Source organism: Brevundimonas sp., from assembly GCF_030682035.1.
GTDB lineage: Bacteria > Pseudomonadota > Alphaproteobacteria > Caulobacterales > Caulobacteraceae > Brevundimonas.
The window spans coordinates 1-26,275 of record NZ_JAUXQZ010000044.1 but is presented as its reverse complement, the minus strand read 5'-3'; the positions used below and the strand labels follow the sequence as shown (position 1 = coordinate 26,275).

Sequence of the window (26,275 nt, the reverse complement as noted above, 5' to 3'; positions counted from 1 at the left end):
GCCGTCAAACCGCCACCGTAGCTGTCCTGACGGGTACGATCGCGGCGCCGCGCAAGCGGGCCGCTTGGTCCTGACAGCCTGCGGGCCCGTCGGCGGGGAGGTCGTTCAGCCCTTCCAACTACGGTCTCCCCGCTACCTTTTCACCGATTGCCAGCATATTCCGGCGCGCCAGACCGTTGATGTTGCGGCATTTTGTGTCGCCTACAGCGTCATCAGCCCACCTGAGGAAGCCGCCCCGTCAGACTGATCTCCGACATGATTTCGGAGATTTCCATGAGCGACGATCACAGCGCGCGGCTGGCCCTGCCATATCTGGCGGCCGGGCAGATGCAGAAGCACGTCACCTTGAACGAGGCCCTGACCCGGCTGGACGCCCTGGTCCAGACCGTCGTGGTCAGCCGCACGACCACGGCCCAACCCGCCGCGCCGGTCGACGGCAGCCTCTGGATAATGCCGGCCGGCGCGACGGGCATCGACTGGAGCTCGCGCCCGGTTGGCACGCTGATGCGGGCGGAGGGCGGCGGCTGGGCGGTCGTTGAGACCGGCGATGGTCTGATCGCCCTGGTGGAGGATGCCGACGCGGTCGTCGTGCGGCATGGCGGCGACTGGGCTCCGCTGGGCGCGCGGCTGGGTGTGGCGCAGGCGCTGACCCGGCTGGGGGTCGGGACCACGGCGGACGGGGCCAATCCGTTCGCCGCGCGGCTGAACTCGGCCCTGTGGACGGCGCTGGAGGCGTGGGCCGGAGGCACGGGCGATCTGCGGCTGACCTTGAACAAGGAGGCCCCCGGCGACGTGCTGTCGCTGCTGTTCCAAAGCGGTTGGAGCGGTCGTGCGGAGCTGGGGCTGGTCGGCGATGACGACCTCAGACTCAAGGTCAGCGCCGACGGTGCGAGTTGGCACGACGCCTTCGCCGTCGATCGCGCCACGGGTCGGACGACGTTTGCGCAGGGTGCCGGCCGGCGAACTGTGACCACCTTCACCGCCGATGGAAGCTATGCCGTGCCGACCTGGGCCCGCAGCGTCGAGGCCGTGATGGTGGGCGGCGGAGGCGGAGGTGGAGCCGGAAGCTTCGGCGCTTCGGGCTCGCGCTTCGGCGGAGGCGGGGGTGGGGCGGGCGGGATCAGCCGGGGGCAGTGGCCCGCCGAACTGCTGGGCGGAACGCTTGATGTCGTCGTTGGGATCGGTGGCCTTGGCGGCAACACTGCGGCGGGTTCGGACGGGAGCGGCGGCGCCGTGTCCATGGGCGGGACCACCCTGCTTGTCGCGAGTGGTGGCGGTGGCGGCGGGCTGGGCGGCAGCACTGACGGCGAGGGAGGGTCGGCGGGCGAGGGCGCGCCTCGCTCCAACGCCGGCGGTGCGTCCAGCGTCACGACTGGTGGTGCGGCGGGCCGGAGCCTTGACCGGCCGGATGCACCGGGCGGCGGCGGAGCGGGCGGCGGACTGGATGGTGCGGGCGTCGCGCGGGTGGGCGGAGCCGGCGGGGACGGCGGCGCCTTGGCGGTCAAGGCTCTGGGCGGGGCGGGTGGATTGGGCGCAGCGGGATCGCCGGGGACGGCGGCTCCCCAGCCCACGCTGTATTGGGCAGGCGGCGGCGGGGGAGGCGGCGGCGCGGCGACCTCCGGGTCGGGCCATGCGGGCGCTTCGGGCGGCTCGGTTGGCGGCGGTGGCGGTGGCGGCGGGGCGGGGGTCTCGGTGGGCGGCGTCGGCGGCGCCGGGGGACCGGGCGTCGTCCGGCTGACGGCGGTCGGATGAGCCGCGCCATGACCCTGTCCGATGATCGCGTCGATCCCTGGCTGCTGGATGAGGAGGTCTGGGACACGCCCGGCCGTCTGACCGCCGCCGATCTGTTCGCCCACGCCAGTCCAGGATGGCGGCGAGGCGACGCCCCCCTCGATGATCCGGAGGATGACCGATGACCGCCTCTTCGACACCCGGCGCGCCGGCGTTGGCCGAGGGCCGGTGGCTGTGGCGCAGGCTGTATGTGTTCGCCACCAGCGGTGCGGCGTGGCTGCTGCTCGACCGTTTGATCGCGGGGACGCCGCCAGATGCCGCGCCGCGGTTAGCGCAGGCCCTGATGGCGCTGCTGGCGTTGATTCTCGTTCTCTATCTGGTGGCGCCGACGGCCCAGCAACTGATCGCGACGCTGGCGGTGCTGCGGCCCCCGTTGGGCGGGGAGGACCGGCCATGAGCTTTCGTCTGTCGGAACGATCGCTCAAGCGGCTGGCCGGGGTTCACCCCAGGCTGGTCGCGCTGGTGCGGGAGGCCGCGGCGCTGAGCCCGGTGGAGTTCATGGTGACGGAGGGCCTGCGTACGCCCGAACGTCAGGCGGCGCTGGTCCGGGCCGGAGCCAGCCGGACGAGGCGGTCGCGCCACCTGACCGGCCACGCGGTGGACGTCGCGGCTCTTGTCGACGGACAGGTGCGTTGGGACTGGCCGCTTTATCCCCGCATCGCGGCGGCGTTCAAGGCGGCCGCCGCGCGTCAGGGGACGGCGATGGTCTGGGGCGGCGACTGGACCAGCCTCAGGGACGGTCCGCATTTCGAGCTGGACCGGAAGGTGTTCCCGTGAGGGCGTCGGTGCTGTTCCGGACCCTGACGCCACGCGGGTGGACGGTGGTCACGGCGGGGCTTCTGGGTGCGGCCCTGATCGGTCTGAATGCGATGGGCTTTCGCTGGGATCCGCTGGGGCTGGCCGAGCGCCGGCTGCGGGCGGCCGAGGCCAGGGTCTCGGACGCCGCCGCGGCCGCCGTCGCGCGTCGCCTGGAGGTCGAGGGCGCTGTGGACCAGGCCCGGCGTCTCGACGAGCTTCATCAACAGACGGTGGCGGTCGCGCGGACGACCGTGCGCGCCGCAACAAAGGCCAGGAGCGCCCATGATGCTGAAACCCCGCTGGACCCGGATCGTGTTGCTCGCCTTGCCGGGCATGACCGCGAGCTGTGCCGCCTCGCTCCCGCCGTCTGCGGAGCCGCCGCGCCTGACCCTGCCCCGGGCGGCGACGACGTCCTGCGTATTGGGACGGTTGCCCGAAGCGCCGACCCAGGCCGATCTTGAGGTCGCCTACGTCGAACGGGGCGCGCGTCTGGTCGCCTGTGAGAACGCCCGGGCGACGGCGGTCGAGACGCTGACGGCCGAACGGGCGCTGCAGGATCGGTGGCGGCGTGAAACCGCCGCCCGGCGCAGGCCGGCGATCTGGCCCTGGTAGAAAACGTGCTCCGCTGGGCGCGGAGGCGGATCTCGCGGAACGCCGCCCGACATTCCTTTACAGGAACGACCTGCCGACCACCCGGCAGAACATGCCTGGCCCTGGCAGGTTTTGCCGGAAGAGACGCGCCTGGCTAGATAAATTAGTTCATAAAATCAATGACCAGAGGTCATGATCTGGTCGTCGATTTGTGGCTCCGTCCTTGCTCAAGGTGGCTCCGAGCAGAACGCTCCTGACCGCCAAAATGGCGTCGGACATGTCGAAGACAAAGGACAGGCCAAAATGGCTAACAGCATCAATACGAACGTCGGCGCCCTCGTTGCGCTGCAAAACCTGAACGCGACCGGCCGTGAGCTGAATGTCGCGCAAAACCGCGTCAACACCGGGCTGAAGGTTTCTTCCGCCAAGGACAACGGCGCCATCTTTGCGATCGCCTCCGGTCTGCGGGCCGAGCAGGGCGCTCTGGATTCGGTCAAGAACTCCATCCAGCGCGGTCAGTCGGTCATCGACGTGGCTTTGGCGGCCGGAGACACGATCCAGAAGGCCCTGGAAGAGCAAAAGGGTCTGGCGGTCGCCATCCAGTCGTCCGTTGCAGGTTCCGCCGCCGAAACGGCCTATCTCGCCGACTTCAACGCCCTGGGCACCGAGATCACGGCTGCGCTGGCAGGCGCGAGCTTTGACGGCGTCAATCTGTTCTCGGCCGGGTCGGCCACCAACAACCTGGTGGTTCAGACGGGCACCAGCACGACCTATACGGTGCATGCTGTGGCCGGCGCCGCAACGACCGTCGCGACGGCCACCGGCGCTATCGCCCGGGCCGGCGCCACAGCCGCCGCCGTCGAGACCGCCAGCGCGACGTTTGCGGCCAAGCTCGGTACGTTGGGCAGCAACTCCAAGTCCTTGGAGCGGCAGTTGACCTTCACCAGCAAGATTCAGGACGCTCTCGAGGCCGGCGTCGGCAACCTCATCGATGCGGATCTGGCCAAGGAAAGCGCACGGCTGACCGCTCTGCAGACCAAGCAGCAGCTGGGTGTGCAGGCCCTCGGCATCGCCAACCAGTCGGGTTCCATCCTGCTCGGCCTGTTCCGCTAAACCCTCCTGCTTCAGGTCGCGTAAACCTGGGCTCTGCAGGGGCCCTGCGGCATCCCGAAGCGAAATTTCAGCCTTGGCGGACCCAGTCCGTCAAGGCTGATTTCGTTTGGGAGCCTGACCATCGCTTCCCGGCCTGATCGAGTGAGGCGACGCCGAACGGCGCTGCCTCGCTGCCCGCCGCGTTCAGTGACTATCGCCGCCCATCCGCTCGGCTAGCGACCATTGGGCCCGGCGGCGAGCTTTTTCGGGTGCCTCGGACGGACAAGTCCAGAATGAGGGCCCGACGCCGACGGACAGACAATCCCCAACCGGGTGGATGGTGATCCTGGCCGGGGCGGGACGAGCGCCTTGGTCGAACCTAACCCTGCAGGGGCGCCGGCACGTACCCCGGTGGGGCCGACCCCGGCACGAGGTGCCGACCACCCGGCAAATCCTGCCCCCAGCCCGGCAGATTGTTCCGGGTCGGGATTGTGGTGAACAAGAACTAACGCAATAAAAACAACGACCGTTGAGTTGGCATGGGGGGCCAGGGGGTGGCTTCGTCCTTGCTTCGACCCCATCGGGCAGAACGCCCCCGACAGCCAAAACGGCGTCGGTCATGTCGAAGACAAAGGACAGCCAAAATGGCTAACAGCATCAACACGAACGCCGGCGCCCTCGTTGCGCTGCAGAGCCTGAACGCGACCAGCCGCGAGCTGGACACCGTTCAGAACCGCGTCAATACCGGGCTGAAGGTTGCCAGCGCCAAGGACAACGGGGCCATCTTCGCGATCGCTTCCGGCCTGCGTGCTGAACAAGGCGCCCTCAACTCGGTCAAGAACTCCATCCAGCGCGGTCAATCGGTCATCGACGTCGCCCTGGCGGCCGGGGACACGATCACCAAGGCCCTCGAAGAGCAAAAGGGTCTGGCGGTCGCCATCCAGTCGTCCGTTGCGGGTTCCGCCGCCGAAACGGCCTATCTCGCTGACTTCAACGCTCTGGGCACCGAGATCACGGCTGCTCTGGCGGGTGCGAATTTCGACGGGATCAATCTGTTCTCCGCCGGATCGGCCACCAACAATCTGGTGGTTCAGACGGGCACCGCCAGTACCTATACGGTGCATGGCGCGGCCGCCGCCGCTACGACCGTGTCGACCGCCACCACCGCTACGCGGACCACTGCAACCGCAGCCAACGTCGAGACCGCCAATACGGCGTTCGCGGCCAAGCTCGGTACGCTTGGCAGCAACTCCAAGTCCCTGGAACGGCAGCTGACCTTCACCAGCAAGATCCAGGACGCCCTTGAAGCCGGCGTGGGCAACCTCGTCGACGCCGATCTGGCCAAGGAAAGCGCCCGACTGACCGCTCTGCAGACCAAGCAACAGCTGGGTGTGCAGGCGCTGTCGATCGCCAACCAGTCGAGTTCGATCCTGCTCGGCCTGTTCCGCTAAGGAATGGGGAACGGAGGCGGAGCCGCTCGCGGTTCCGCCTCTGCTTCCGAGCGTTCGTGACCGGGAGACGTTGGCTTAGTCGCCGACGTTCAGGAGATGAATGCAGAACAATCAATACGGGCGGTGCCGGCTGTTGTAGCCGAACCATCGCTGCAGTCCGGAGCTGACCACGAAGCCAATTCCAGAGCCGCCGCAGACGCCGAACGCCTGGCCCGTTACCGGCTGGTGATCGAGCAAGGATCCCGTGCGGGATCCTTTGTCTACAAGACTCTGGACCGGGAGACCGGTGAGGTCGTCCGGCAGCTGCCGAGCGAGGAAGTCCTCAAGATGAGGCAGCAAGACGACTACGGCGTCGGGGCGGTGATCAACACCACCGCCTGAAACGTCGTGCAGACCTGACTGTCCCCGGGCCGCGGCTGCGCGCCCGGACATCTCGCGTTAACCATACGCATACGACTCGCCCCATAGGCTTTCCCTGAACCAGTCCAGGGCGAGAACCATGTCCAACAGCGTCCACTCCAATCCTTCCGCGCTCGTCGCGCTGCAAAATCTCAACCAGATCAACGACCGGATGTCGGCGGTGCAGAACCGTATCAGCACGGGCCTGAAGGTCGGGGGGGCCAAGGACAATTCGGCGGTATGGGCGATCGCGCAGAACCAGCGGGCTGATCTGGGCGCTCTGACTGCCGTGAAGACCAGCCTGGACCGCGCTACCTCGCTGGCGGACGTATCTCTGGCAGCCGGGGAGTCGATCGCCGATCTGATCATCCAGATGCGCCAGAAGGCCGTGGCTGCGTCCGACCTATCCCAAACAGCCCAATCCCGGGCGGCCTATGACAACGACTTCCAGAGTCTGGTTCGGTCTGTCCAACAGTTCGCCGACAGCGCCTCGTTCGACGGGGTCAACCTGCTGGACAACTCTCTCACAGCGCCGATCAACTTTCTCGCCAATGTCAACGCCGTCGATACCATCTCGATCAATCCGCAGGACTTTACAGGCGCCGGCCTGGGACTCAGTACGCAGAACCTGCTTCTGCCAGCCAGTGCAGCAACGGCGCTCGCCGCCATTGATACGGCCCTGGCGACGGCCACTTCCGCGCTGGCGACACTTGGGGCGCAAGCCAAGCAGATCGAGACGCACAACATCTTCGTCTCAAAGCTGATGGATTCGCTTGAAACCGGGATCGGGAAGCTGGTTGACGCTGATCTGGCGAAGGAAAGCGCTAGCCTTCAAGCGCTGCAGGTGCAGCAGCAGCTCGGCGCGCAGTCATTGTCGATCGCGAATCAGGCGCCGCAAATCATCCTGTCGCTGTTCCGGAACTAGGCCGGTCGGCGTATGCCGGCGGGGCCGATCTGGATGGCCGCAGGGCGTCGCCGCGTTCCGATCCCGTACAGGGAAAGCAATGTTTTCAAGGCGTTGACGAAGGCGATCTTCACAGCGTCATCCTCATCCAGCGCGCCGATAACGGACGCACTGGGACATTGTTCCCTGAGTCGCGGTCGAAGTCCCTCCGGAACCGGACGTTAAGCGGTCGTTACGGTTGAGCCGCCATAGTCGTGGGTGGGAGTTCGCCGTGATCAACAACAGCTACCTACTCGGTTTGTACGGAGTCTCCGCGGGCGACACGACAACTGCCGGCGTCACGTCCGGGGCGAGGCCCGTGCGGACCCAGCCGACTCCCCCTTGGGAGGTCAGCACCAAGGCTTCCAAACAGGACTCCGTGGTCCGGACAGCGCTCGCCGCCCGACAGCTGATCAACGTCGATACCGGTCGCCTCGATCTGCCTGGAGCGTCGCCCGACTACCGGAAACTGTTCGCGCTCTATCAGGGTCTGACCTCACTGACCGCCCTCGCCACAAGGGTGGACCAGAGCGGCGTCGGCGAGACCGAGGCCGCCCGGATCCGGCAGCGCTTTGCTTCCGGGATTTCGGAAGTCGGCGCCTATCTTCAGACGGCCGGTTTCGAAGACATCCGTATGGTCCAGGGCGTGTCATCGACGAGCGCGAAGACGTCGGCAGGCGTGGCGCGCGACGCGACGCGAATCGTGACCCGGCCGGTCCATGATGGCGACCTGGCGTCTTCCGTGCCGAACCTCGAGGGTCCCGTCGTGTTCGACATCACGATCGGAACCGTCGGTGGCAACGTCCCTGTGCCAATCGACCTCGCCGGGATGGGCGCCCAGACCCGCACGCTCGACAACGTCATCACCTTCATCAATGGCAAGCTGGCCGGCGCCGGGGTCGCTACGCGGCTGGGCCGCGAAAAGGTCAACGGCGCGCCCCGCACCCTCCAGCTCGGCGCCAAGACCATCACCCTGCCGCCACAGGCGGATCAATGGGCGCTGGTTCTGCAGGGCGCCAGCGCAGAATCGGTGCGGTTCACCGCGCCTCAGACCTCAGACGCTGTCTATGTCGTCCAGGCCGCCGGCGTCGCCGGCGGAAACGAACTTCTAAAATTCCAGAGCGACGGCGGCACCGCGCCGGCGCCCCTGCAACCGTCCGGGCAGACAGGCTGGGTGGCCGGTCGGGCCTCGCAAACGGCCTTGCCCAAGGGCGTCGAGACGGTTCGGGCGAGCGCCGTCGCCTCCGATGGGTCGCTGTGGATCGTCGCCGACATTGAGGCGGCCCCGGGCTCGCAGCCGCTCAAGGGCGAGCGCGATGTGGCGCTGATGAAGTTCGATCCGTCCGGACGGGTTGTGGCCACGCGCATGCTGGGGGCCTCTAACCAGGCGAACGGTTATGCGATTGCTATCGCCGCTGACGGAAGAGTAGCCGTGGCAGGATCGGTGACCGGCGCGCTCGAACCGGGCGCACGGGTCGTGGATGCCAATCTGTCTGACAGTTTCGTCACCGTGTTCAATGGGGCGGGAGAGGAGCTGTGGAGGCAGCGGCGCGGCGCCCGAGCGGCGGACGAGGCTACGGCCGTGTCGTTCGGGATCGACGGCAGGATCTATGTCGCAGGGCGTTCCAGGTCAGCGATGCCGGGCGCGTCGGGGCTTGGGGGATGGGACGGCTATCTGCAGGGCTTTTCGGCGACCCAGGCTCACAGCCTGGCGCCATTCATCGCGGCGCCGGTGTCAATCAGCCAGTTCGGAACCGTCGGCGATGACAGCGTCAAGGCCATGACCGTCGATGGCTTGTCAATCTACACAGCCGGGGTCGAGAGCGGCCGGGTCGTCGTGCGTCACTATACGCCGGGTGCCGACGGAACCCCCAGCCTGTCCGCGGTCCGGGATCTGGGAGCCGCCAGCGGCGACGTGACCGGGATCGCGGTGTCCGCCGGTCGGGTCGTCCTGACCGGAACGACCCGCAATCCCGCCCTGGATATTGCGACGGTGAACAGGGCCCACTCGGGCAGCTCAGACGCCTATGTCGCGGTACTGGGGGCCGATCTCTTGCCAGCCGCCGCGGATCGGCTGACCTATGTCGGCGCCGCCGGCGATGACAGTGTCGCGGATATGAAGGTGCATGGCGGAAAGGTCTGGATCACGGGCATCGCCGATCGTCCGCCCGGGGCTCCGGCGGCTGATCCCAGACAGGGCTATCTCACCCGCCTCGACCCGCTGACCGGCGCGGTCGAATGGACCCGAACCTGGCCAGGGGCGGACCAGCAGGCATCGCCCCTGAGCCTCGCCGTCGCGAGCGGGGGCGCCAGTGTGCTGGACCGTCTGGGTCTGCCCCAAGGGCTGGTTTCGGTAGGGGATTCCAAGACCCTGACGGCGGCGACAGCGTTGCGGCCGGGCGACCGCTTCTATGTGTCGCCCGCTGATGGGAGCCGCCGCCGGGCGGTCACTATCGACGCCGGGGACACGCTGCAGACCCTCGCGCGGAAAATCGAGCAGGCCGCCTCCGGGCAGCTGAAGGTTACCGTCGCCCCCGATGCCCTCAAGCCCGGAGAAACCGATGCCCTGAACAGCGGACGGCTGCAGAGGCTGTCCATTGTGCCGCGGGACGGGCGGGCCGGCGCGATCCTGACCAGTGGCGAGACGGGCCGGGACGCCCTCGCCGCCCTCGGCCTGTCTCCCGGGATCGTCAGTCCCAAACCGGCGGCCGGCGATATCAAAACTTTTGCGATGGCGCTGCCGCCGACCCTGTCACTGACCGGGGCGGTCCAGATCAAATCCACGGTCGAGACCCTCAGGGCCGCCGTCCGGGTGGTCAGGGACGCCTACAAGGCGCTCGCGCCCGGAGCCTCCCGGCCGCCCATCACGGGAGCGCCCCCCGCATACCAGAGCGCGCAGCTCGCCAATTATCAGGCCGCACTCGCCCGCCTCGGCGGTTAGGCCTCTTCCGACGAAGATCGTTGACGCGGAAGGGCCAGGCGGGGTTATTGGAGCCTCCATCCGCGCGAGCCTTTCATGCCTCAGGACAATCGTCTTCTCATCGCCATCGGCGCCGGCCTGGCGGTCGTCGCGGCCGTGATCATCGCGCTGATTTTCAGCGGCGGTCGGGACCGGAATCCGGCGCCTCCGCCCGCCGCGCAGGGCGGGCTGACCGTCGACGTCGCCGACGCCCCTGAGCTGAACACCACGCGCGAGCTGCGCTGCTTCGTCGATGGCCAGTACATCGGCCTGGCGACCCTGTCCGACTGCGCGCGGCGCAACGGCGTGGCCACGGACGCGCTCGACGTCGGCATCGACGAGACCGGCGCCCTGGCCGCTGCTCCGACCGCCGCCTTCGCCCCGCCGCCCAGCGCGCCGCCCATTGAATTGACTGAAGCGGAGCAACCGCCGCTCACGGATCAACAGCTGGATGAGCCCTCCGTCCAGCCGGCGTCCGGCGCCACCTGCCTGCGCCACACGGGGTCGGACTGGCGTTCGCTGTCGTCCAACATGAGTCTGAACGCCTGCGTCCAGGCGCTGTATTCGGGTACCTGCGTACGGCCGGGCGAGGCGCTCTACGGCCGTTGGGGCGACATGACGCTCCGGCTCGTGCCCCGCCGGGTCGAGCAATCGCCCGACAACAGCCGATTCCGCACGCTGGCCGAGCAGGACCGAAGCTGCACATTCCCGGGGCTGCGCTGATGAAATACGCCGCATTGACAGCCATCGCCGTCGGCGGCCTGGCCCTCGCAGCCTGCGAAAAGGCCATTGAGGCTCCATTCGACCCGGGCGTCTGTTACGCCGTCGAAGCCGGAGCCGAGGGCGAGGCGCCGCGGTTCAACAAGGTGGCGGACAACCAGCCGCAGATCGAGTTCTGTGCGGCGCGGCTGGAAGAAGTTCGCCTGCGGTTCCTGCGCATGGGAGGCTCGCGGCAGGAGATCACGGGCTCCTACCAAGGTCAGTTCATCTTCATCGACCGCGGCGGCGTATGGCTTTCGAAGACGCTGGACGGCGGGCGGTTCAACGCCATGGCCCGAACGGGCGACGGTCGTCTGGCCATGCCGGGGGCAATCCAGCGGGCGATCGACGGCACCCCGATCGCCGTATCGGCCAACCCCAAGCCGGATCCGACCGCGCCCCCGACGCCCTAGACGAAACAGAACAAACGTGGAACAACGCGTTCCTGTGGATGGTGGCGACAAACCCGACCCGCAGGGGCCGAAAGCGCGCTAGGCCCGGACAACAGACAATCGGCTCCGAACAGCGCGAAGCGCGGCGGGCCAGAACGAAGAAGGAGCTCGGCGATGGCGGGCAGCGTCAACAAGGTTATTCTGGTCGGCAATCTGGGCAAGGATCCGGAAATCCGCACCCTCAACTCGGGTGAGCGGGTGGCCAACCTGTCCCTCGCCACCTCGGAACAATGGCGCGACAAGGCTACCGGCGAGCGCAAGGAGAAGACCGAGTGGCACCGGGTGGTCATCTTCAACGAGAACATCGTCAAGGTGGCCGAGAACTATCTGAAGAAGGGCTCGACCGTTTACATCGAGGGCTCGATCCAAACCCGCAAATACGAGCAGGCCGGGGTCGAGAAATACACCACCGAGATCGTGCTGCAGAAATTCCGCGGCGAGCTGACCATGCTGGGCGGACGGAACGATAGCGCCGGCGGCGGGGCCTCGCGTGGCGGTGACGACGATTATTCCTCGGGCTTCTCGACGGGCGGGGCCAACAAGCCCAGCGGTCCCAAGGAAAGCTACGACCTGAACGACGACATTCCGTTCTAGGCCGGGGCGGCTTTCCACGCTCCGAACTGCCGGGGAGCGTCGCCGCCTCGGGGGCGTGCCACACTCCGAAATGCAAAGTGTCGCCGTGCGCGCTCGCACACGGCGCCGGCGCGCGTTAAGCCGAGCGGGTGACCACACCTGACAAGCCGCACAGCCCCCTCTCGCCGGTCGAGATCCTCGCCATCGTCGCGGTGGTGGTGATCTGGGGCGTCAACAATGCGGCCGCCAAATTCGGCACCGAGACGCTGCCGCCGCTGCTGATGGCGGCGCTGAGGTTCGCCATCGCGGCAGCCTGTCTGATCCCGTTCGTGCGGCCGCCGTTCCCCAACTGGAAGAGTCTGTTGATCATCGTCGGACTGGGCGGGCCGATCCACTACGGCCTGATCTACCTCGCCTTCTGGCTGGCGAACGACGTCAGTCCGGTATCGGTCGCGGCCCAGCTGTGGATCCCGTTCACCGCGCTGTTCGCCTTCCTGTTGCTGGGCGAGCGGCTGTCGCGGCTCGCCTTGGCCGGCATGGGTGTCGCCTTCCTCGGCGTCGCCTGGATGACGCTGGATCCCCACGCCCTCGCCGACTGGAAGGGAATCCTGGTCGGCATCGCCGCCGCCGGGGCCTGGGCCCTGACCACGGTCGTGGCGCGGCGGACGACCTCAATCCCGCCGTTGAAGATGCAGGGTCTGCTATCGCTGGTCGCCCTGCCGTCACTGGCCTTCGCTTCGGCCCTGTTTGAACGGGGGCAGTGGGAGGCCGTGCAGCGGGCCGACGCCCTTGTCTGGGCCTGCGTGATCTGGGCAGGACTGGTGTCGTCGGTGTTGGCCACGACCCTCCTGTTCTGGCTGGTGCAGAAACGCGAGGCGGGGCGGGTGACGCCTTATCTGCTGGCCACGCCGGTGGTCTCCATCCTGATCGGCTGGGGGCTGATGGGTGATGTACTGACGCCGCAAATCCTGGTGGGCGCGGCCCTGACCATGGGCGGCGTCGCCATTGTCGCCTTGGCCGAGCGCGGTCTCAGGGCGGGAGCCGCCAAGGCCTGATCCTGAAACAAAAAGGCCCGGCTGCTTTCGCGGCCGGGTCCCTTCGTGGGGTGGATTGAACCCTAGAGGCCCGGAAGTTTGAAGCCCGTGTCGCGGCGCGGCGTGATGGAGATGCCGGCGCGGCCCCCGGTCAGGGCCTGGACGCGGGCGAATTCGCTCGCCGCGTCGACGTTCACAGCGCCTTCAGAGGTCTGGACGGCGGTGGCGGTCTGGGTCGCGGCATCGTCGCGGCGCCAGAACATGATGCGGTTGGCCCAGCTCTCTTCCTTGTGCGCCAGGTCGCCGAACTCATCGTCCACGACATAGCGGGCCAGAGGATCGGCGCGGTCGCCGCCGGCCTGGGCGACCAGTTGCTGTTCACCTTCCGACCGGGTCACGGCCTGACGCTGGCCGAGCAGGATCTGGCGGGCGGCGGATTCGGGGGCGAGTTCCTGGGGTCGCGGCTGGCCCGGCGCCGGCGGGCGAAGGCCGTACTCCGGCGGAACGGTCAGCGGGGCGGTCGAGACGGTGAGAAACTCGTCCGGCGTGATCCTGTTCAGGCCCCCGCCTGAACGCAGACCGGCGCAGGCGCCCAGGGCGAACAGGGAGGTGGTGAGGGTCAGAACGGCGACGGTGCGGAGACGCATGTTTGTTATCTCGGTGCGGGGCGCCGGAAACGGCGCGCGCGGAAACCCTGTAGGAAGCGGCTGATTACGACTTTTCGGCGGCGAGGCCAACCTTGGCTTCCCGCTCCGCCCGAACGCTGTCGAGGATCAGCAGGATGACGCCGATGCAGATAGCGCTGTCGGCGACGTTGAAGATCCATGGGAAGTTGATCTTCATCGAACCGAGGAAGAAGTGGGGGCCGGAAAAATCCAGGAAATCGACGACATAGCCGAAGCGGATGCGGTCGATCACATTGCCGAGCGCCCCGCCCATGATCAGGCCGATGGCGGTGATCAGCATGCGGCGGTCGGCCTTCGCCGCCCACCAACCAAGGATGCCCGCCACGGCGATCGAGAAGGCGCTTAGCATCCATCGCGCCGAGCCGTCGCCGAACAGGCCGAAGCTGACGCCTTCATTGGCGACAAAAGTCAACTTAAAGACCGATCCGATGACCTCAACTGACCGTGTGTACCAAAGTTCGCGGTCGATCAGTGCCCCGCTTGCGTCGAACATCCGCAGGGCGTCCAGGATCCAGGCTTTGGTCAACTGGTCGAGGACGATGATGATGAGGGCGAAGCCGTAGGCGGCGTAGGCGATGCGGGGGATTTTCATTCGGGTCGCTGAAAAAGTGAAGGGCGTTCGGTTAGCAGCCCAGGCCCTGCGCGCGAAGGGGCAATCGTGTCACGGGGCGAACGGTCGGCCGCATGGCCGAAGAAAAGGCCGCCGCCGTGAATCCGGCGACGGCCTGATCTGTGAGGCGATGACCAGTGTCAGAGGACGCCGATCATTGAAGCCACGAGCGGATGCCGGACGATATCCTGCTCGGCCAGACGCACCACGGCGATGTCGGGCACAGGCGCGAGGCGTTCCGCGACGTCGGTCAGGCCGGAAATTCCGGGCAGCAGGTCGGACTGCTGCGGATCGCCGGTGACCACCATGGTCGAATGCCAGCCCAAACGGGTCAGCAGCATCTTGAGCTGCACATAGGTGCAGTTCTGGGCCTCGTCGACGACGATGAAGGCGTTGTTCAGGGTCCGACCCCGCATATAGCCGATGGGGGCGATCTCGATCAGGCCCTCGGCCATCAGCGCCTTGACCCGTTTCATGCTGAGCCGATCCGAGAGGGCGTCGTAGAGGGGGCGCAGATAGGGCGCGAGCTTGTCCTCCATATCCCCGGGGAGGAAGCCGATCGACTCGCCCGCCTCGACCGCGGGGCGGCTGAGCACGATTCGCCCGATCTTGCCGGCTTCCAGCGCCTCGACCGCCTTGGCGACGGCGAGGTAGGTCTTGCCGGTGCCTGCCGGACCCAGGGCCAGCACGAGGTTGTGGTGGTCGATCGCCGTCATCATTTCGGCCTGGCCATCCGACTTGGGCTTCAACGTCTTCACATAGGCCTGGTCGCGGTCGTCATTCGAGGGATGAGGCGACCAGCCCGCGTGGGTGGGAAGGCGACGGACTTTGGAATCCTCCATGAACTGACGGGAATCGAGAACCCCGTGGTCACGGGATGTCTCGCGGGTCTGACGCTTGATGGCCGCACGCTTGGTCATGGACGCCTCCAGGGCATGGAAGACGGCGACGCAGAAATCGCATCGCCGCGGGGCATGAAAAAAGGCGATGCCGGAAAAGCATCGCCTCGAACGAAGGTGGGAAGAGAGAAGAGGACGCAACGCGTCCGCCCGGGTCGGAAGAAGGATCAACTTCCAGCGGAATCATCCGCCGAACCGAGCGCACCACGCACGTTCCCCGAGGCCTGACCGGACCGGGCTTGATCCGGCTTCCAATCCGGGGCCGAAATGGCGGCCTCGAATCGCATCTACACTATGAGCCTAGCGTGGTTTACGAGAGCTTAAAGCCCTCGATTTATTGAGAAATGGCGGTGTTCGGATGAATGTTTACAGTCTCGGTGACAAGAAACCGCAGCTTCCGCCTGAGGGCGAATACTGGCTGGCGCCGAATGCAACCCTGATAGGAGACGTGATTCTCAAACCGGGCGCCAGCGTTTGGTTTGGGGCCGTCCTGCGCGGGGACAACGACCCCATCACAATCGGACGGGACACCAATATCCAGGACGGCAGCGTCCTGCATTCAGATCCCGGCGAGCCCCTGACCATCGGCGACGGCGTGACCGTGGGCCATATGGTCATGCTGCACAGCTGCGAGATCGGCGACAACAGCCTGATCGGCATTGGCGCGGTAGTGCTGGGCCGGGCGAAGATCGGAAAGAACTGTCTGATCGGGGCCAACACCCTGATCACCGAGGGAAAGGTCATTCCCGACGGGTCGCTGGTCATGGGCCAGCCGGGCAAGGTGGTGCGGGAGCTGGAGCCGGGGCAGATCGAGGCGCTGAAGGCCTCGGCCGCGCACTATGTGCAGAACTGGCAGCGGTATCGGCGGGATCTGAAGGTCTGAGAGAGCCGGTTCAGGCGATGCGACGGCCACCGACGACGGCGAGCGCCAGGGCGGGGCGGGCGGGTTCGCCTACGCCGATCGAGACCCGGGCGGTGAGCAGTCGAGGTTCATCGGTGGCGAAGCTCAGCGTGGCCATAGGCGCGTAGAGACCCAGAATTCGGTCCACGGCGCCGGTCGGCCCGCGCAGGGGGACCAGCGCGATCTCGATCTGCGCCGACAGGAACCCCGCAAGGGCGGCGATCACGACAGGCCGGGCTTCGCGGACTGTCTGGGTCATGGCTGCGGCCACCAGTGGCCGGGAGGCGGTGCGCCAGACGGACAACAGGGCATGGTCCTTCAGCGGTGCGCCGTGGAAACCCTCGACCCAGGTCCCGGCCAGGCGGATGACGGCGTCCTCGCCGTTGCGTTCGGCGATGAAGGCGCGCGGCAGGCGCAGGCCGAGGGCATCCGGCTCCAGCGCGGCGCGATCGGGAATCCCGGCGCGCACGGCTCCCTGGCGGGACAACCCGGTCCAATGGTCGATCAGGAACTGCGTGTCAGGATGAAACATCGCTCTGGCCTCCGGCCGCAACGACGCAAGACCCGCGCCCGTAAAGCGACCGGGCAAAAGGCAACGGAAATGAAATGCTTTTGGGGTTCAGATGGACGCTGAAGCGACCTGCGCCCGACGCAGAGCGCATGGACTTAACGGGAGGTCGGCCCATGCGGGTGCGGATCATGACATGGCTGCCGGCGCTGGCGGGCTTCTTCGCCCTGACGCTGTTCGCCGACAATGCGGCGGCCCAATGCGGCCCGGTGTGCCCTCCGCCACCCCCGCCGTGCTGCGAACCCCCGCCTCCGCCTCCGCCGCCACCTCCCCCGCCGCCTCCGTGCTGCGAGAATCCACCTCCGCCCCCCTGCTGCGGCGGCGGCGGCAATCTGAACGTCAACGTGAACGTCAACGCCAACGCTAACGCCAACGCCGGCGCGCGGGCGGGCCTGAACGCCCGCGCGGGCGGCAGCGTCTTCGTCGGCGGCGGCGGTTCGGCCTATGTGACGGTGGACCAACCCTATCCGACCACGATCAACGGCCTGATGGTCGAGGGTGCACGGGTCCGGCAGGTCATCCGCGTGCCCTATGAGGCCCGCCGGCGGTGGGAGAAGCGGGTGGTCATCCGCGCCTTCTGCATCGACGACCGCAATGTGCCACATCCGGCCTCACAGGTGCGTCCCGACAGAGACGTGGACGGCGACTATGAGGGCGAGCTGTACCGCTGCCTGGCCGGCACCTGGCTGCAGATCACCTGGGCGGAATATACGGGCGACGCCGACTTCGGTCATGGCGAGACGATGGACTGCCGCAAGGGCGAGGCCCTGTGGCACGGTCGCGGCGGCCGGATCGAGTGCAAGCCGCAGCGGGCCGAACGCGAGTGCAATGAACGCTCCCTGCTGCGCCGCTACGGCGCCGGCGTGAAGATCCTGATCTGGGTCCGCGAGGAGACCTACACCGAATACCGCGAGGAAGTGGTCGAGCAGGCCGGTTACGCCGTGCAGGGCGCGACGATCACCCTGGACGGCGGCGTCGGCGGCCGGGTTTTCTGACGCTGGAGTGAACACCGGCGTTCAGCCGCGCGTCAGTCGCGGCGGCCCAGAGTGCGACTGTCGGCTTCGTCGACGATCCTGAGAAGCAAACTGGCCCCGATCCGCAAGGACCGGGGCCTTTTTTTCGCTATTGAGCCGCCGGGGCGTTGGACGAGACCACCACGGCCTTCCAGGCCGTGTCGGAGCGCAGATACTGGCGCGCCAGGGTCTGGATGTCGGCCGGGGTGATGGCCTCCAGGTCCGTGATGTGGGTCAGGATCTGCTCGATGTCGCCCGGCTGGTCGACCACTTCGCCGAGTTGGCCCAGCCAGTATTCGTTGCTGGCCTGGCTGCGGTGCAGCGATTCGATGACCGGGAGGCGGGCGCGGTTCAGCTCGTCCTCGGTGACGGGTGTATCGCGGAGCGACACGGTGATCGCCTCGACCGCTGCATAGAAGGCGTCCAGCTTGTCCGCCGCCGTCTCGGCCGTGATCGAGATCGAGCCGTAGTCCTCATAGACGTCTGAAGCGCTGGCGCGGACCCCCGGCGAATAGGCCAAGGCCTGACGCTCACGGATTTCCTCGAGCACGCGCAGTTTGAGCACTTCGGACAGGATCGAGGCGCGGCGGGCGTCCGTGCGGTCGCCGACGGCGTCGGTGGTCGGCCAGGCGATATAGGCCAAGGCCTGCTCGGCCGGGCCGTTGTGGGTCAGGCGGACAGGCTCAGCCGTCGGCGCCGGGAAGCGCAGCACGGCGGCGCCGGCGGCCGGCTGGGCGTCCGGTCCGCGGGCGGCCAGGGCACCGAAGGTCGGGCCCACGGCGGCGATGGCGTCCTCGACGGTCAGGTCGCCGACCACGATCACGTCAATCGGGCCGCTGGCCAGGCCGGTGGTGACGCCTGCGCGCAGGTCGTCAATAGTCCAGGCCGCGATCTCCTCGGCCGTCGGCAGGGATTCCCGCTTGTCGCCGCTGGCCAGCAGGCCGGAGCCCTGAATCTGGAAGGCGCCGCCGGGGGTGGCCATCAGCTGGACGATCTGCTGCGGGAAGATCGACTTGATCAGCTGCATCGGCGCGGGTCGCAGGCCGGGATCGGTCAGATAGGCGGCCAGTACCTGCATCTGCAGCGCCAAGTCCTCGGGACGCGTCGCGCCCTGAAGCTGGTAGCTGTCGCCGCCGACCTGGAAGCCGGCCGAATAGATGCGGCCGTTCAGGGTTCGGCTCAGCTCGTCGAAGGTCAGTCGGCCCAGACCGCCCGGGGGCACGATGGCGGCGGCCAGCAGTTGCGGGTCGGCGCGGCTGGGGCTCATGCCCTGCTCGCCGATGCCGGTGCGGACGCTGACCAGGATCTGCTCGTCGCGGAAGGCCGTCGGCTTGACCGTCAGGCGCACGCCGTTGGTGAAGGTGACGACCGTGGCACCGACCTCGGCGATCTCGCGGCGATCCTGCACGGTGCCGGCCGCGCCGAAGTTGGCGTAGGGCCAGTCCATCTGGGTCTGGGCGGCCGGGGCCGAGACCGGGACGAGACGTGAGGCCTCAAGCGCGGCGGTGACGGCGGCTTCGCCGCCTTCGATCTCGACCGGCGTGATGACCAGGGCCAGCGGGCCCTCGCCGGTGAAGACCGGCCTGATCGCCTCATTGATCCGGGCGGCGGTGACGCCCTCAACGGCGGCGTTGAACAGGTCGAGGTTGGTCTGGGGCGAGGAGAAGACGTCGCGTGCGTTGACCGCATTGGTCAGTCCGCCCGCCAGTTGGGGCGTGCGGCGGGTTGCGGCGCCGGCGACGGCGTTCTCGAGGCTGGCGCGGATGTCGATGATCTCACGCTGGAGTTCGGCGTCCGAGACGCCGTATTGCGAGAGCCGGCGTTGCTCCTGTTCGATCGCTTCCAGCGCCCGCTTCCATTCGCCGGGCGCGAACTGGGCCGAGACCGAGGCGATGTCGAGGCTTTCGACCAGATTGCCTTCGCCGCCGCCCGCGCTTGCGAAGGGCGGATCGTCGGTGCGGGCGATCTCGCCAAGGCGACGGTTCAGGACGGAGACGCCGAGGTTGCGCAGCAGGTCCTCGCGACGCTCGGCGACGGTGTCGGGGTCGCGATCGGGGTTGCGGATCCAGTTGAGCTGGATCGAGGACTGGACGCCGGGCTCGACAAGGATGCGGGTTTCCGGCTGGCGCGGCGCGACCGTGCCCAGGTCGGGCTCGGGACCGTCGGCGGCGCTGGGCTCCCAGCTTTCAAAGGCGCCGCGGATCTTGGCTTCCATCGCATCGACGTCGAAGTCGCCGACGGCGACGAAGGTCGCGCGCGAGGGGCGGTAATAGGCGTCGTAGAATTCCACGAACCGCTCGCGCGGCGCATTGCGGATGATGTTCAAGTCGCCGATCGGCAGGCGTTGCGAGACGCGCTGGCCGGGCGCGAGCAGGGCCAGCTGGGCCTTGATCGAGCGCAGGCCCGGAGTGTTGCGCAGACGTTCCTCGCCCTCGATGACCCCGCGTTCGGCGTCCACGGCGTCGGCGGCCATCAGGGCCTCGGACACCTGTTCACGCATGATCCGCAGGCTGGCGTCGACGGTCTCGTCGTTCGTGCGCGGCAGCTCTAGCATATAGACGGTTTGGTCGAAACCAGTCGAGGCGTTGGTGTCGGCGCCGAAGGCCAGACCCAGTCGCTCAAGGATACGCAGCAGGTCGTTCTCGGGAATGTTGGTCGTGCCGTTGAAGGCCATATGCTCCATGAAGTGAGCCAGACCCAGCTGGTTCTCGTTCTCCATCAGCGAGCCGGCGTCCAGCCGCAGGCGGAACGAGGCCTGTCCGGGCGGGGTGGCGTTCCTGAGGATGGCGTACTGCATGCCGTTGGGCAGGATGCCGAAGCGGACGTTGGCATCCACCGGAATGTCGCTGGTCGCCTGGGCCCATGGATCGGATGGCTGGACCTGCGCGAGGGCAGGAGTGGCGGCGGTCAGGACGGCCACGGAGGCCGCGGCGAGCAGGAACAGACGGGCGGAACGCATTCTCGGTCTCTTTCCGGAGGGCGCGAGAGCTCCCGTTTCGGGGCCGCGCCGGACAATTGGCCAGGACCGCAATACAGCTTATCGCCGACGCCCCGCGCAACCCTTCGGCGACTTGGCGGCACGGCTCAAGTTACCGAATGTTAATTTCCCGGTCGCGAGACGTAGAAGCTGGCTGAGTTTCCTACCGCATTGGCCCCGGTGATCACCGAACGGTTGGAACCCGCGACGGTTGTATTAGCGACCGCCGACACATCGCCGGAGTTGGTCTGGGTGTTGCCGGCCTCCAGATAGCCTTCGCATTCCGAGCAGGCATAGCCGGTGACGCTGTTGCCGACGGCGTCGGCCCCGACCGAGACGTCATAGCCGTTCGTCCCCGAGAAGGTGGAGATCACGTCCACGCCGCCGGTGTTGAACTGGGTGTTGTCGATCTCGACATAGATGTCGTTGTTGCCGACCGACAGTTCGTTCGCCGCGCCGCGAGCATAGGCTTCGGCGCGACCGTAGTCATAGGCGGTGGTCAGGGCCGAGGCACGGACGAAACTTGAATTCCTCTGATCCGACGCGTTCACGACCGAGCCGCCCTCATTATAGAGCACGGCCTGGTTGGCGGTGGCGCGGGCGCGGGCGGCGAGATCCCAGGCGTTGCCGGCGTTGGCGCTGGCCTCGGCTTCGATGAAGCTGCCGAACGAGCGCTGTGCAATGCTGAGGTCCTGGCCGGAGGTGTTGTCGCTGTTGACAGCGATGGCGTTGACGATGGCCTGGCTGGTCACGCTGGCCTCGTCCGGGATGTACTGGCTCTGGATCCGACCGAAGGAGCGGACGATGGAAGATGACGACTGGTCGATCGTCCCGCTGACAAGCGAGGTCTGGCCGTAGACGGCCACGGTGTTGGAGATGGCCGAGGCGCCCACGGTGGCGCCGGCATGCAGGCGGGCGCTGCTGTCGCCGATCTCTGTGGTGGCGCTGATCAGGCCGTCGTCCGTCGTCTGGGTGGCGTCCAGCGTCAGGGTCGCGTCATAGGCGCTGACGGCCAGATAGTTGCCGCCGGCCTGGGTAGTGGCGTTGACCTCGCCATAGGTGTCGCCGCCGAGGGTGATGTCGGTGGTCGCCACCGCGTCGCCCCGCATGGTCTGGTCGGACTGGACCGTGATCGAGCCGTTATAGACCGCGCCCGAGGCGCTGTTGCCCTGGGCCGAGGTCTCGGCCGTCACTTGATCCTGCGAATCCACGACGTTCAGCGTCTGGCCGGCAAACACGTCGCCCAGTTGCAGTTGTTGGTTCAGGACGATCGTGCCGTCCTGCGCCGCGGCCTCAGTAGCGGCTGCGGCGCACAGCACCGTCGCGGCGATCGTGCCAGCGAGACGGATCCGCGCGGGTTTCGCCATTGTTCGTGTCCGTGTTGGGGTAGGCGGCATAGTAGCCGCCGGTGGGGCCGACCGTACCGCCCAAGGGGTCGGGGCCGGCGTTGAGGCAGACCTCGGGTCCCGGGGCACCATAGAGATTGGCCATAAACTCGACCGTCGCGCGTTCGATCAGGGCGCGCACGGCCAACTGGACCGGTTCCAGCCCGCCTTCGCCGGCCGAAATATCGAAGACATTGCCGTTCAGGAAGTCGAAGACTCCGGCCGAGATTTCCCGGCCAATGATCTGCTTCTGATAGGAGACGACGTCGACGACCTCCAGCGTGGTGGTCTGGATCAGTCGCAGGTCGATGCCGATGTTCATGACATAGGCCTTGGCCGCGAATGCCGTCGACAAGGGCGTCTGGCTGGCCGCCTGGCCGGCGGAGGCATCGAAGCCGCCCGAGCGGATGTTGTAGTTCACCTCGGTGATGCCGCCGATGATGTAAAAGTCCGTGCCAGGCACCGAGCCCGCAATAATGCGCCGATACTGGACATCGTCGGCGCCGGCGGGGCCGTCATCGCCGATCAGACGGTTGTTGGCGTAGCGCAGCTCCATCTCGGAGACGGAGGTGTCATAGCGCTCAACCATCCGCGCGCCCGACTTCGCCAGGGCGGTCATGGCCATCAGCGAGGCGCCGCCGGTGATCTGGCGGCCGCCATCGGCCGAGACCGTGCCGGTGTAGTCGGCGATACGCCCCACGGCGATGCGCGGGGAGGGCAGGTTGTAGCGCCGGGCGTAGTCCGCCATGCAATAGAGGGCGGCGGAGTAGGGGGTCGGGTTGGCCGTAACCGGCGCATTGCCGATGGGTGTGGCGTAGAGGCCCTGCGGGCCGGCCGAAGACGAGATGCAGCCGCTCAGCAGCGCCGCCGTCGCACAGGCGACGCCCGCCGTCCTCAGCCGCCGTGAGATGGAGCCAGCGATCATGGAAGCCTCAGGGTGCCGTTCAGGCTGGTTCCGGCGGTGACCGCGCCGTTGTTGACCTGGGTCGAATTGACGATGACCGTGTTATGATTGCCCTGGACCACGACGTTCAGGCTGTTGCCGATGGCGGTGGATCCGCCGATGGCCGTTCCACCCGCGCCGCCGGCCCCCGAAAAGCTGGAAGACACGCCGCCGGTAGCGCTCGAATAGGTGCTGGCGCCGGCCTGGATGATTCCATCCACGATCAGCCGATTGCCGTTTGCGTCCCGCGTCGAGCCCGACTGGGGGCGGGCGGTGGAGTAGCGCGCCCCGCCATAGCCGGCCGTGTAGCCGCTCATGCTCGACGATCCCGCCAACTGCGCCGCAGCCACGGCCGGCAGGGCCAGCAGCGCCACGGCGGCGGCAACGAGGGCTGGCAGGGCCTTTTTCCGAACGGTCATGACGGGCGGCTCCACGCAAACATGGTTTACGGGCCGGCAAGGACCCTGCGTGCCAATCTGGGTCATGGTTATTAAGAAGCGCTTGCCATGTTGACGTTTGGCGCCAGACAGGACGACCGCACCTTCCACTGGAGACCGATCTGACCCAACCGCCCGCCGAACGGATTCTGAACGCGCCGGCGGTGGCGATGTTGGTCGCCGCATCAATGCCGGCGCTCTACCTGATTCAGGAGCGTCTGCCCGATGCGGGGTTGTCCTTGGGCTTCCGGCCGTCGTCCCTGTGGACGGGGCAGTGGTGGCCGGGACTCCTGACCTCGATGTTCGTGCACGGGGGCTGGGCACATGTGGCGATGAACGCCGTCGCGGCCCTGGCTTTCGGTCCGCCTGTGGCTCGTCTGATGGGGGGTGCAAAGGGCGCCGCCAGCTTTCTGTTGTTCTATGTTGCGTGCGGACTGGCCGCCACGGCGGGCTATGGATTGGTCCACCCCGCCAGTTATGATTCGCTCGTTGGGGCGTCAGGCGCGGTCTTCGGCCTGATGGGCGGCGCTCTCCGGCTGCTGGGCCGACCGGACCACAGCCTGCGGCGGCTTCGGGATCGTCGCTTCCTGACGACCGCGGCCGTGATCATGGCTGTGAATGCCGCAGCTGGTCTGATCGGGCTCGCGCCGGGGATGGAGGGGGCCCAGGTCGCCTGGGAGGCGCACGCCTTCGGTTTTGTTTGCGGGGCCCTGTTGATCGGCCCGTGGGCGAGGGCTTTCGAACCACGGCGCGACCCATTTGCTTCCCCGCCCGATCTGCGCGACCCTGACGTCTGAAGCGGGCCGTCCGCGGCCGCGCTCTATATAGAGAGGGAGGAGCCGCGATGCTGGTCGCCGAAATTCTCAAGGACAAAGGCGACGCGGTCTACGCCATCGGGCCGGATCTGCCGCTGGGCGATGCCTGCGGCGAACTGGACCGGCTGCGTGTCGGGGCTCTGATGGTCTGTGACAATGACAAGGTGGTCGGCGTGCTGTCCGAAAGGGACGTGGTCAAGGCCGTGGCCCGTGACGGCCAGCCGGCCCTGGCCCGCCCTGTGTCCGACTATATGACCCGTGAAGTCATCTTCGCCGCGCCCGGAGAGACGGTGGCGATTCTCATGGGCCGGATGACCGACCGCCGGATCCGGCACCTCCCGGTGCTGCGCGACGGACGCCTGGCCGGGGTGATCTCGATCGGCGACGTGGTCAAATGCCAGATCGCCGAGGCCACCCAGGAAGCGGAATCCCTGCGCACATATATAGCGGGCTGAGGCCGGGCAGGGCGGTCTCTGCGCGCCGCCCGGAAAAGGCCCCGATCCGGCGACCGTGAATCCGCGAGAAAGTTCGCGAAACTGTCGGAATCCGGTTGCGGACAAAACGACCGCTGCGTATATCGCCGCCTCGCTCGGAAACGGGCCGGCCGCCGGGGCCACGGAGACGAAAGTCTCCCGGGTTCCTCGGGAAGAAAGTCGCGAAAGCGGGTTGCTTCCTTAAGGGTGTTCGGTTAGGTTCCGCGCTCCAATCGAATCGTCGGTAACGAAACAGAGGCAAGCCTCTCGGGCTGTCCAGACGGTTTTTTGCGGCCTGAAGTCTCCGGATTTCGATCCCCGCGAAATGGCTGAAAAGCCCGGTTGACACGGAGAATGGCTCTCTCTAGACAGCCGCCTCCGCCGCCCTCCGGGGCGGGTTCGTAGACAGCGGTTCTTCTTTAATAAGAACCACTTGACGCGGAAAAATGAGACGCTAAACAGCGCCTCCCTCGCCTCCGGGCGGGGCTACTGGAAAGAGGGTGTTCTTCGGAATAACCGCTTGACACGGAATAGCGAGGCGACTACATCGCCGCCTCCGCCGCTACCGGGCGTTAAACGGTGGGGCCGGTCAGCCGGCTTCTACGGTCTTTGAAATCGTTGATCTGGAAAGAGAAACGCAGGCGGCGGTGTCCTAGCGATAGTCCTTCGGGGCTGTCTATCGACACTGACATCTGCGGTCTTTTTGAAAAGACACCATGACGTCGCTCTTCGGAGAGGCGTTCGTGGGATCTCGTCAATAATACGTAGAACTAATGCCAAATCGGATTTCGATCCGATCTGCTTAGGTCAGAAGTCAACTCAACCTGAGAGTTTGATCCTGGCTCAGAGCGAACGCTGGCGGCAGGCCTAACACATGCAAGTCGAACGGACCCTTCGGGGTTAGTGGCGGACGGGTGAGTAACACGTGGGAACGTGCCTTTAGGTTCGGAATAGCTCCTGGAAACGGGTGGTAATGCCGAATGTGCCCTTCGGGGGAAAGATTTATCGCCTTTAGAGCGGCCCGCGTCTGATTAGCTTGTTGGTGGGGTAATGGCCCACCAAGGCTACGATCAGTAGCTGGTCTGAGAGGATGACCAGCCACATTGGGACTGAGACACGGCCCAAACTCCTACGGGAGGCAGCAGTGGGGAATCTTGCGCAATGGGCGAAAGCCTGACGCAGCCATGCCGCGTGTATGATGAAGGTCTTAGGATTGTAAAATACTTTCACCGGTGAAGATAATGACTGTAGCCGGAGAAGAAGCCCCGGCTAACTTCGTGCCAGCAGCCGCGGTAATACGAAGGGGGCTAGCGTTGCTCGGAATTACTGGGCGTAAAGGGAGCGTAGGCGGACATTTAAGTCAGAGGTGAAATCCCGGAGCTTAACTTCGGAACTGCCTTTGATACTGGGTGTCTTGAGTGTGAGAGAGGTATGTGGAACTCCGAGTGTAGAGGTGAAATTCGTAGATATTCGGAAGAACACCAGTGGCGAAGGCGACATACTGGCTCATTACTGACGCTGAGGCTCGAAAGCGTGGGGAGCAAACAGGATTAGATACCCTGGTAGTCCACGCCGTAAACGATGATTGCTAGTTGTCGGGAAGCTTGCTTCTCGGTGACGCAGCTAACGCATTAAGCAATCCGCCTGGGGAGTACGGTCGCAAGATTAAAACTCAAAGGAATTGACGGGGGCCCGCACAAGCGGTGGAGCATGTGGTTTAATTCGA

26 protein-coding genes and 1 rRNA gene are annotated in these 26,275 nt (G+C 66.6%); 19 read left to right on the top strand and 8 right to left on the bottom strand.

The features are described 5' to 3' along the window. Positions 1 to 273: 273 nt before the first annotated feature. From Q8K49_RS11570 to Q8K49_RS11505, 14 genes are all read left to right on the top strand, one after another. The gene (locus tag Q8K49_RS11570) at positions 274 to 1,752 is read left to right on the top strand and encodes a DUF2793 domain-containing protein (RefSeq protein WP_305306233.1); all 1,479 of its coding nucleotides are present in this window, start codon (positions 274 to 276) and stop codon (positions 1,750 to 1,752) included. A gap of 8 nt (positions 1,753 to 1,760) precedes the next feature. Continuing rightward, positions 1,761 to 1,916, top strand: a complete 156-nt coding sequence (locus tag Q8K49_RS11565; RefSeq protein WP_305306232.1) for a hypothetical protein — start codon at positions 1,761 to 1,763, stop codon at positions 1,914 to 1,916. Then, a complete protein-coding gene (locus Q8K49_RS11560) occupies positions 1,913 to 2,188 on the top strand; it encodes a hypothetical protein (protein WP_305306231.1) in 276 nt (91 codons plus the stop codon). The genes Q8K49_RS11565 and Q8K49_RS11560 overlap by 4 nt, the downstream gene beginning before the upstream one ends. Next, entirely contained in the window at positions 2,185 to 2,568 is a 384-nt protein-coding gene (locus Q8K49_RS11555; protein WP_305306230.1) for a M15 family metallopeptidase, read from the top strand. Before Q8K49_RS11560 ends, Q8K49_RS11555 begins: the two co-directional genes overlap by 4 nt. 303 nt (positions 2,569 to 2,871) lie before the next feature. Beyond that, positions 2,872 to 3,201, top strand: coding sequence for a hypothetical protein (locus Q8K49_RS11550; protein WP_305306229.1), 330 nt, complete (start codon positions 2,872 to 2,874; stop codon positions 3,199 to 3,201). A 282-nt stretch (positions 3,202 to 3,483) separates the two neighbouring features. Next, a complete protein-coding gene (locus tag Q8K49_RS11545) occupies positions 3,484 to 4,293 on the top strand; it encodes a flagellin (RefSeq protein WP_305306444.1) in 810 nt (269 codons plus the stop codon). Between the two features lie 623 nt (positions 4,294 to 4,916). Beyond that, a complete protein-coding gene (locus Q8K49_RS11540; RefSeq protein WP_305306228.1) occupies positions 4,917 to 5,723 on the top strand; it encodes a flagellin in 807 nt (268 codons plus the stop codon). Between the two features lie 96 nt (positions 5,724 to 5,819). After that, a complete protein-coding gene (locus Q8K49_RS11535) occupies positions 5,820 to 6,104 on the top strand; it encodes a flagellar protein FlaG (RefSeq protein ID WP_305306227.1) in 285 nt (94 codons plus the stop codon). A 118-nt stretch (positions 6,105 to 6,222) separates the two neighbouring features. Next, positions 6,223 to 7,047 carry a flagellin gene (locus Q8K49_RS11530; protein ID WP_305306226.1) on the top strand — a complete coding sequence of 275 codons (825 nt, stop codon included), beginning with the start codon at positions 6,223 to 6,225 and terminating at the stop codon, positions 7,045 to 7,047. Between the two features lie 337 nt (positions 7,048 to 7,384). Beyond that, positions 7,385 to 10,006 carry a transcriptional regulator gene (locus Q8K49_RS11525; protein WP_305306225.1) on the top strand — a complete coding sequence of 874 codons (2,622 nt, stop codon included), beginning with the start codon at positions 7,385 to 7,387 and terminating at the stop codon, positions 10,004 to 10,006. Positions 10,007 to 10,081: 75 nt separating this feature from the next. Next, positions 10,082 to 10,747 (top strand): hypothetical protein, encoded by a 666-nt coding sequence (locus Q8K49_RS11520; RefSeq protein WP_305306224.1) that lies wholly within the window; start codon positions 10,082 to 10,084, stop codon positions 10,745 to 10,747. Then, complete coding sequence (locus Q8K49_RS11515; protein ID WP_305306223.1) at positions 10,747 to 11,196, top strand: hypothetical protein; 450 nt, start codon at positions 10,747 to 10,749, stop codon at positions 11,194 to 11,196. The genes Q8K49_RS11520 and Q8K49_RS11515 overlap by 1 nt, the downstream gene beginning before the upstream one ends. 153 nt (positions 11,197 to 11,349) lie before the next feature. Continuing rightward, entirely contained in the window at positions 11,350 to 11,829 is a 480-nt protein-coding gene (gene ssb / locus Q8K49_RS11510) for a single-stranded DNA-binding protein (protein WP_305306222.1), read from the top strand. Between the two features lie 128 nt (positions 11,830 to 11,957). Beyond that, positions 11,958 to 12,863, top strand: a complete 906-nt coding sequence (locus Q8K49_RS11505; protein ID WP_305306221.1) for a DMT family transporter — start codon at positions 11,958 to 11,960, stop codon at positions 12,861 to 12,863. A 62-nt stretch (positions 12,864 to 12,925) separates the two neighbouring features. Here Q8K49_RS11505 and Q8K49_RS11500 read toward each other — a convergent pair whose 3' ends face one another. The 3 genes from Q8K49_RS11500 to Q8K49_RS11490 form a co-directional block, all read right to left on the bottom strand. Further along, complete coding sequence (locus tag Q8K49_RS11500; RefSeq protein ID WP_305306220.1) at positions 12,926 to 13,489, bottom strand: DUF3035 domain-containing protein; 564 nt, start codon at positions 13,487 to 13,489, stop codon at positions 12,926 to 12,928. A gap of 64 nt (positions 13,490 to 13,553) precedes the next feature. Continuing rightward, on the bottom strand, positions 13,554 to 14,120 hold the full coding sequence (gene lspA / locus Q8K49_RS11495) for a signal peptidase II (RefSeq protein ID WP_305306219.1): 567 nt from the start codon (positions 14,118 to 14,120) through the stop codon (positions 13,554 to 13,556). A gap of 158 nt (positions 14,121 to 14,278) precedes the next feature. Next, entirely contained in the window at positions 14,279 to 15,070 is a 792-nt protein-coding gene (locus Q8K49_RS11490; RefSeq protein WP_305306443.1) for a PhoH family protein, read from the bottom strand. A 325-nt stretch (positions 15,071 to 15,395) separates the two neighbouring features. On the opposite strand from Q8K49_RS11490, the gene Q8K49_RS11485 reads away from it, so the two are divergent. After that, complete coding sequence (locus Q8K49_RS11485; protein WP_305306218.1) at positions 15,396 to 15,920, top strand: gamma carbonic anhydrase family protein; 525 nt, start codon at positions 15,396 to 15,398, stop codon at positions 15,918 to 15,920. Between the two features lie 10 nt (positions 15,921 to 15,930). Here Q8K49_RS11485 and Q8K49_RS11480 read toward each other — a convergent pair whose 3' ends face one another. Further along, on the bottom strand, positions 15,931 to 16,470 hold the full coding sequence (locus Q8K49_RS11480) for a PAS domain-containing protein (protein ID WP_305306217.1): 540 nt from the start codon (positions 16,468 to 16,470) through the stop codon (positions 15,931 to 15,933). A 380-nt stretch (positions 16,471 to 16,850) separates the two neighbouring features. On the opposite strand from Q8K49_RS11480, the gene Q8K49_RS11475 reads away from it, so the two are divergent. Beyond that, positions 16,851 to 17,501: a hypothetical protein gene (locus tag Q8K49_RS11475; RefSeq protein WP_305306216.1), complete on the top strand. Its 651-nt coding sequence runs from the start codon at positions 16,851 to 16,853 to the stop codon at positions 17,499 to 17,501. Between the two features lie 127 nt (positions 17,502 to 17,628). On the opposite strand, the gene Q8K49_RS11470 is transcribed toward Q8K49_RS11475, so the two are convergent. The 4 genes from Q8K49_RS11470 to hfaA all read right to left on the bottom strand — a co-directional run bounded on the left by Q8K49_RS11470 (position 17,629) and on the right by hfaA (position 23,243). Next, complete coding sequence (locus Q8K49_RS11470; protein WP_305306215.1) at positions 17,629 to 20,478, bottom strand: pitrilysin family protein; 2,850 nt, start codon at positions 20,476 to 20,478, stop codon at positions 17,629 to 17,631. Between the two features lie 140 nt (positions 20,479 to 20,618). Continuing rightward, on the bottom strand, positions 20,619 to 21,863 hold the full coding sequence (hfaD, locus tag Q8K49_RS11465; protein WP_305306214.1) for a holdfast anchor protein HfaD: 1,245 nt from the start codon (positions 21,861 to 21,863) through the stop codon (positions 20,619 to 20,621). Beyond that, complete coding sequence (gene hfaB / locus Q8K49_RS11460; RefSeq protein WP_305306213.1) at positions 21,790 to 22,806, bottom strand: holdfast anchoring protein HfaB; 1,017 nt, start codon at positions 22,804 to 22,806, stop codon at positions 21,790 to 21,792. The genes hfaD and hfaB overlap by 74 nt, the downstream gene beginning before the upstream one ends. Then, positions 22,803 to 23,243, bottom strand: a complete 441-nt coding sequence (gene hfaA, locus Q8K49_RS11455; RefSeq protein WP_305306212.1) for a holdfast anchoring protein HfaA — start codon at positions 23,241 to 23,243, stop codon at positions 22,803 to 22,805. The genes hfaB and hfaA overlap by 4 nt, the downstream gene beginning before the upstream one ends. A 188-nt stretch (positions 23,244 to 23,431) precedes the next feature. On the opposite strand from hfaA, the gene Q8K49_RS11450 reads away from it, so the two are divergent. From Q8K49_RS11450 to Q8K49_RS11440, 3 genes are all read left to right on the top strand, one after another. After that, the gene (locus tag Q8K49_RS11450) at positions 23,432 to 24,058 is read left to right on the top strand and encodes a rhomboid family intramembrane serine protease (protein WP_305306211.1); all 627 of its coding nucleotides are present in this window, start codon (positions 23,432 to 23,434) and stop codon (positions 24,056 to 24,058) included. Positions 24,059 to 24,105: 47 nt separating this feature from the next. Continuing rightward, a complete protein-coding gene (locus Q8K49_RS11445) occupies positions 24,106 to 24,531 on the top strand; it encodes a CBS domain-containing protein (protein ID WP_305306210.1) in 426 nt (141 codons plus the stop codon). Between the two features lie 838 nt (positions 24,532 to 25,369). Beyond that, positions 25,370 to 26,275, top strand: a 16S ribosomal RNA gene (locus Q8K49_RS11440); the annotation flags it as partial.

Excerpts from the sequence above, each read along its gene's own strand:
- Q8K49_RS11520 (WP_305306224.1), top strand. The coding sequence starts at position 10,082 with ATGCCTCAGGACAATCGTCTTCTCATCGCCATCGGCGCCGGCCTGGCG.
- Q8K49_RS11485 (WP_305306218.1), top strand. The coding sequence starts at position 15,396 with ATGAATGTTTACAGTCTCGGTGACAAGAAACCGCAGCTTCCGCCTGAG.
- Q8K49_RS11530 (WP_305306226.1), top strand. The coding sequence starts at position 6,223 with ATGTCCAACAGCGTCCACTCCAATCCTTCCGCGCTCGTCGCGCTGCAA.
- Q8K49_RS11545 (WP_305306444.1), top strand. The coding sequence starts at position 3,484 with ATGGCTAACAGCATCAATACGAACGTCGGCGCCCTCGTTGCGCTGCAA.
- Q8K49_RS11550 (WP_305306229.1), top strand. The coding sequence starts at position 2,872 with ATGATGCTGAAACCCCGCTGGACCCGGATCGTGTTGCTCGCCTTGCCG.
- hfaA (WP_305306212.1), bottom strand. The coding sequence starts at position 23,243 with ATGACCGTTCGGAAAAAGGCCCTGCCAGCCCTCGTTGCCGCCGCCGTG.
- Q8K49_RS11450 (WP_305306211.1), top strand. The coding sequence starts at position 23,432 with ATGTTGGTCGCCGCATCAATGCCGGCGCTCTACCTGATTCAGGAGCGT.
- Q8K49_RS11540 (WP_305306228.1), top strand. The coding sequence starts at position 4,917 with ATGGCTAACAGCATCAACACGAACGCCGGCGCCCTCGTTGCGCTGCAG.
- Q8K49_RS11560 (WP_305306231.1), top strand. The coding sequence starts at position 1,913 with ATGACCGCCTCTTCGACACCCGGCGCGCCGGCGTTGGCCGAGGGCCGG.
- ssb (WP_305306222.1), top strand. The coding sequence starts at position 11,350 with ATGGCGGGCAGCGTCAACAAGGTTATTCTGGTCGGCAATCTGGGCAAG.
- Q8K49_RS11470 (WP_305306215.1), bottom strand. The coding sequence starts at position 20,478 with ATGCGTTCCGCCCGTCTGTTCCTGCTCGCCGCGGCCTCCGTGGCCGTC.
- hfaD (WP_305306214.1), bottom strand. The coding sequence starts at position 21,863 with ATGGCGAAACCCGCGCGGATCCGTCTCGCTGGCACGATCGCCGCGACG.
- lspA (WP_305306219.1), bottom strand. The coding sequence starts at position 14,120 with ATGAAAATCCCCCGCATCGCCTACGCCGCCTACGGCTTCGCCCTCATC.
- Q8K49_RS11535 (WP_305306227.1), top strand. The coding sequence starts at position 5,820 with ATGAATGCAGAACAATCAATACGGGCGGTGCCGGCTGTTGTAGCCGAA.
- Q8K49_RS11565 (WP_305306232.1), top strand. The coding sequence starts at position 1,761 with ATGACCCTGTCCGATGATCGCGTCGATCCCTGGCTGCTGGATGAGGAG.
- Q8K49_RS11500 (WP_305306220.1), bottom strand. The coding sequence starts at position 13,489 with ATGCGTCTCCGCACCGTCGCCGTTCTGACCCTCACCACCTCCCTGTTC.
- Q8K49_RS11570 (WP_305306233.1), top strand. The coding sequence starts at position 274 with ATGAGCGACGATCACAGCGCGCGGCTGGCCCTGCCATATCTGGCGGCC.
- Q8K49_RS11445 (WP_305306210.1), top strand. The coding sequence starts at position 24,106 with ATGCTGGTCGCCGAAATTCTCAAGGACAAAGGCGACGCGGTCTACGCC.
- Q8K49_RS11555 (WP_305306230.1), top strand. The coding sequence starts at position 2,185 with ATGAGCTTTCGTCTGTCGGAACGATCGCTCAAGCGGCTGGCCGGGGTT.
- Q8K49_RS11480 (WP_305306217.1), bottom strand. The coding sequence starts at position 16,470 with ATGTTTCATCCTGACACGCAGTTCCTGATCGACCATTGGACCGGGTTG.
- hfaB (WP_305306213.1), bottom strand. The coding sequence starts at position 22,806 with ATGATCGCTGGCTCCATCTCACGGCGGCTGAGGACGGCGGGCGTCGCC.
- Q8K49_RS11515 (WP_305306223.1), top strand. The coding sequence starts at position 10,747 with ATGAAATACGCCGCATTGACAGCCATCGCCGTCGGCGGCCTGGCCCTC.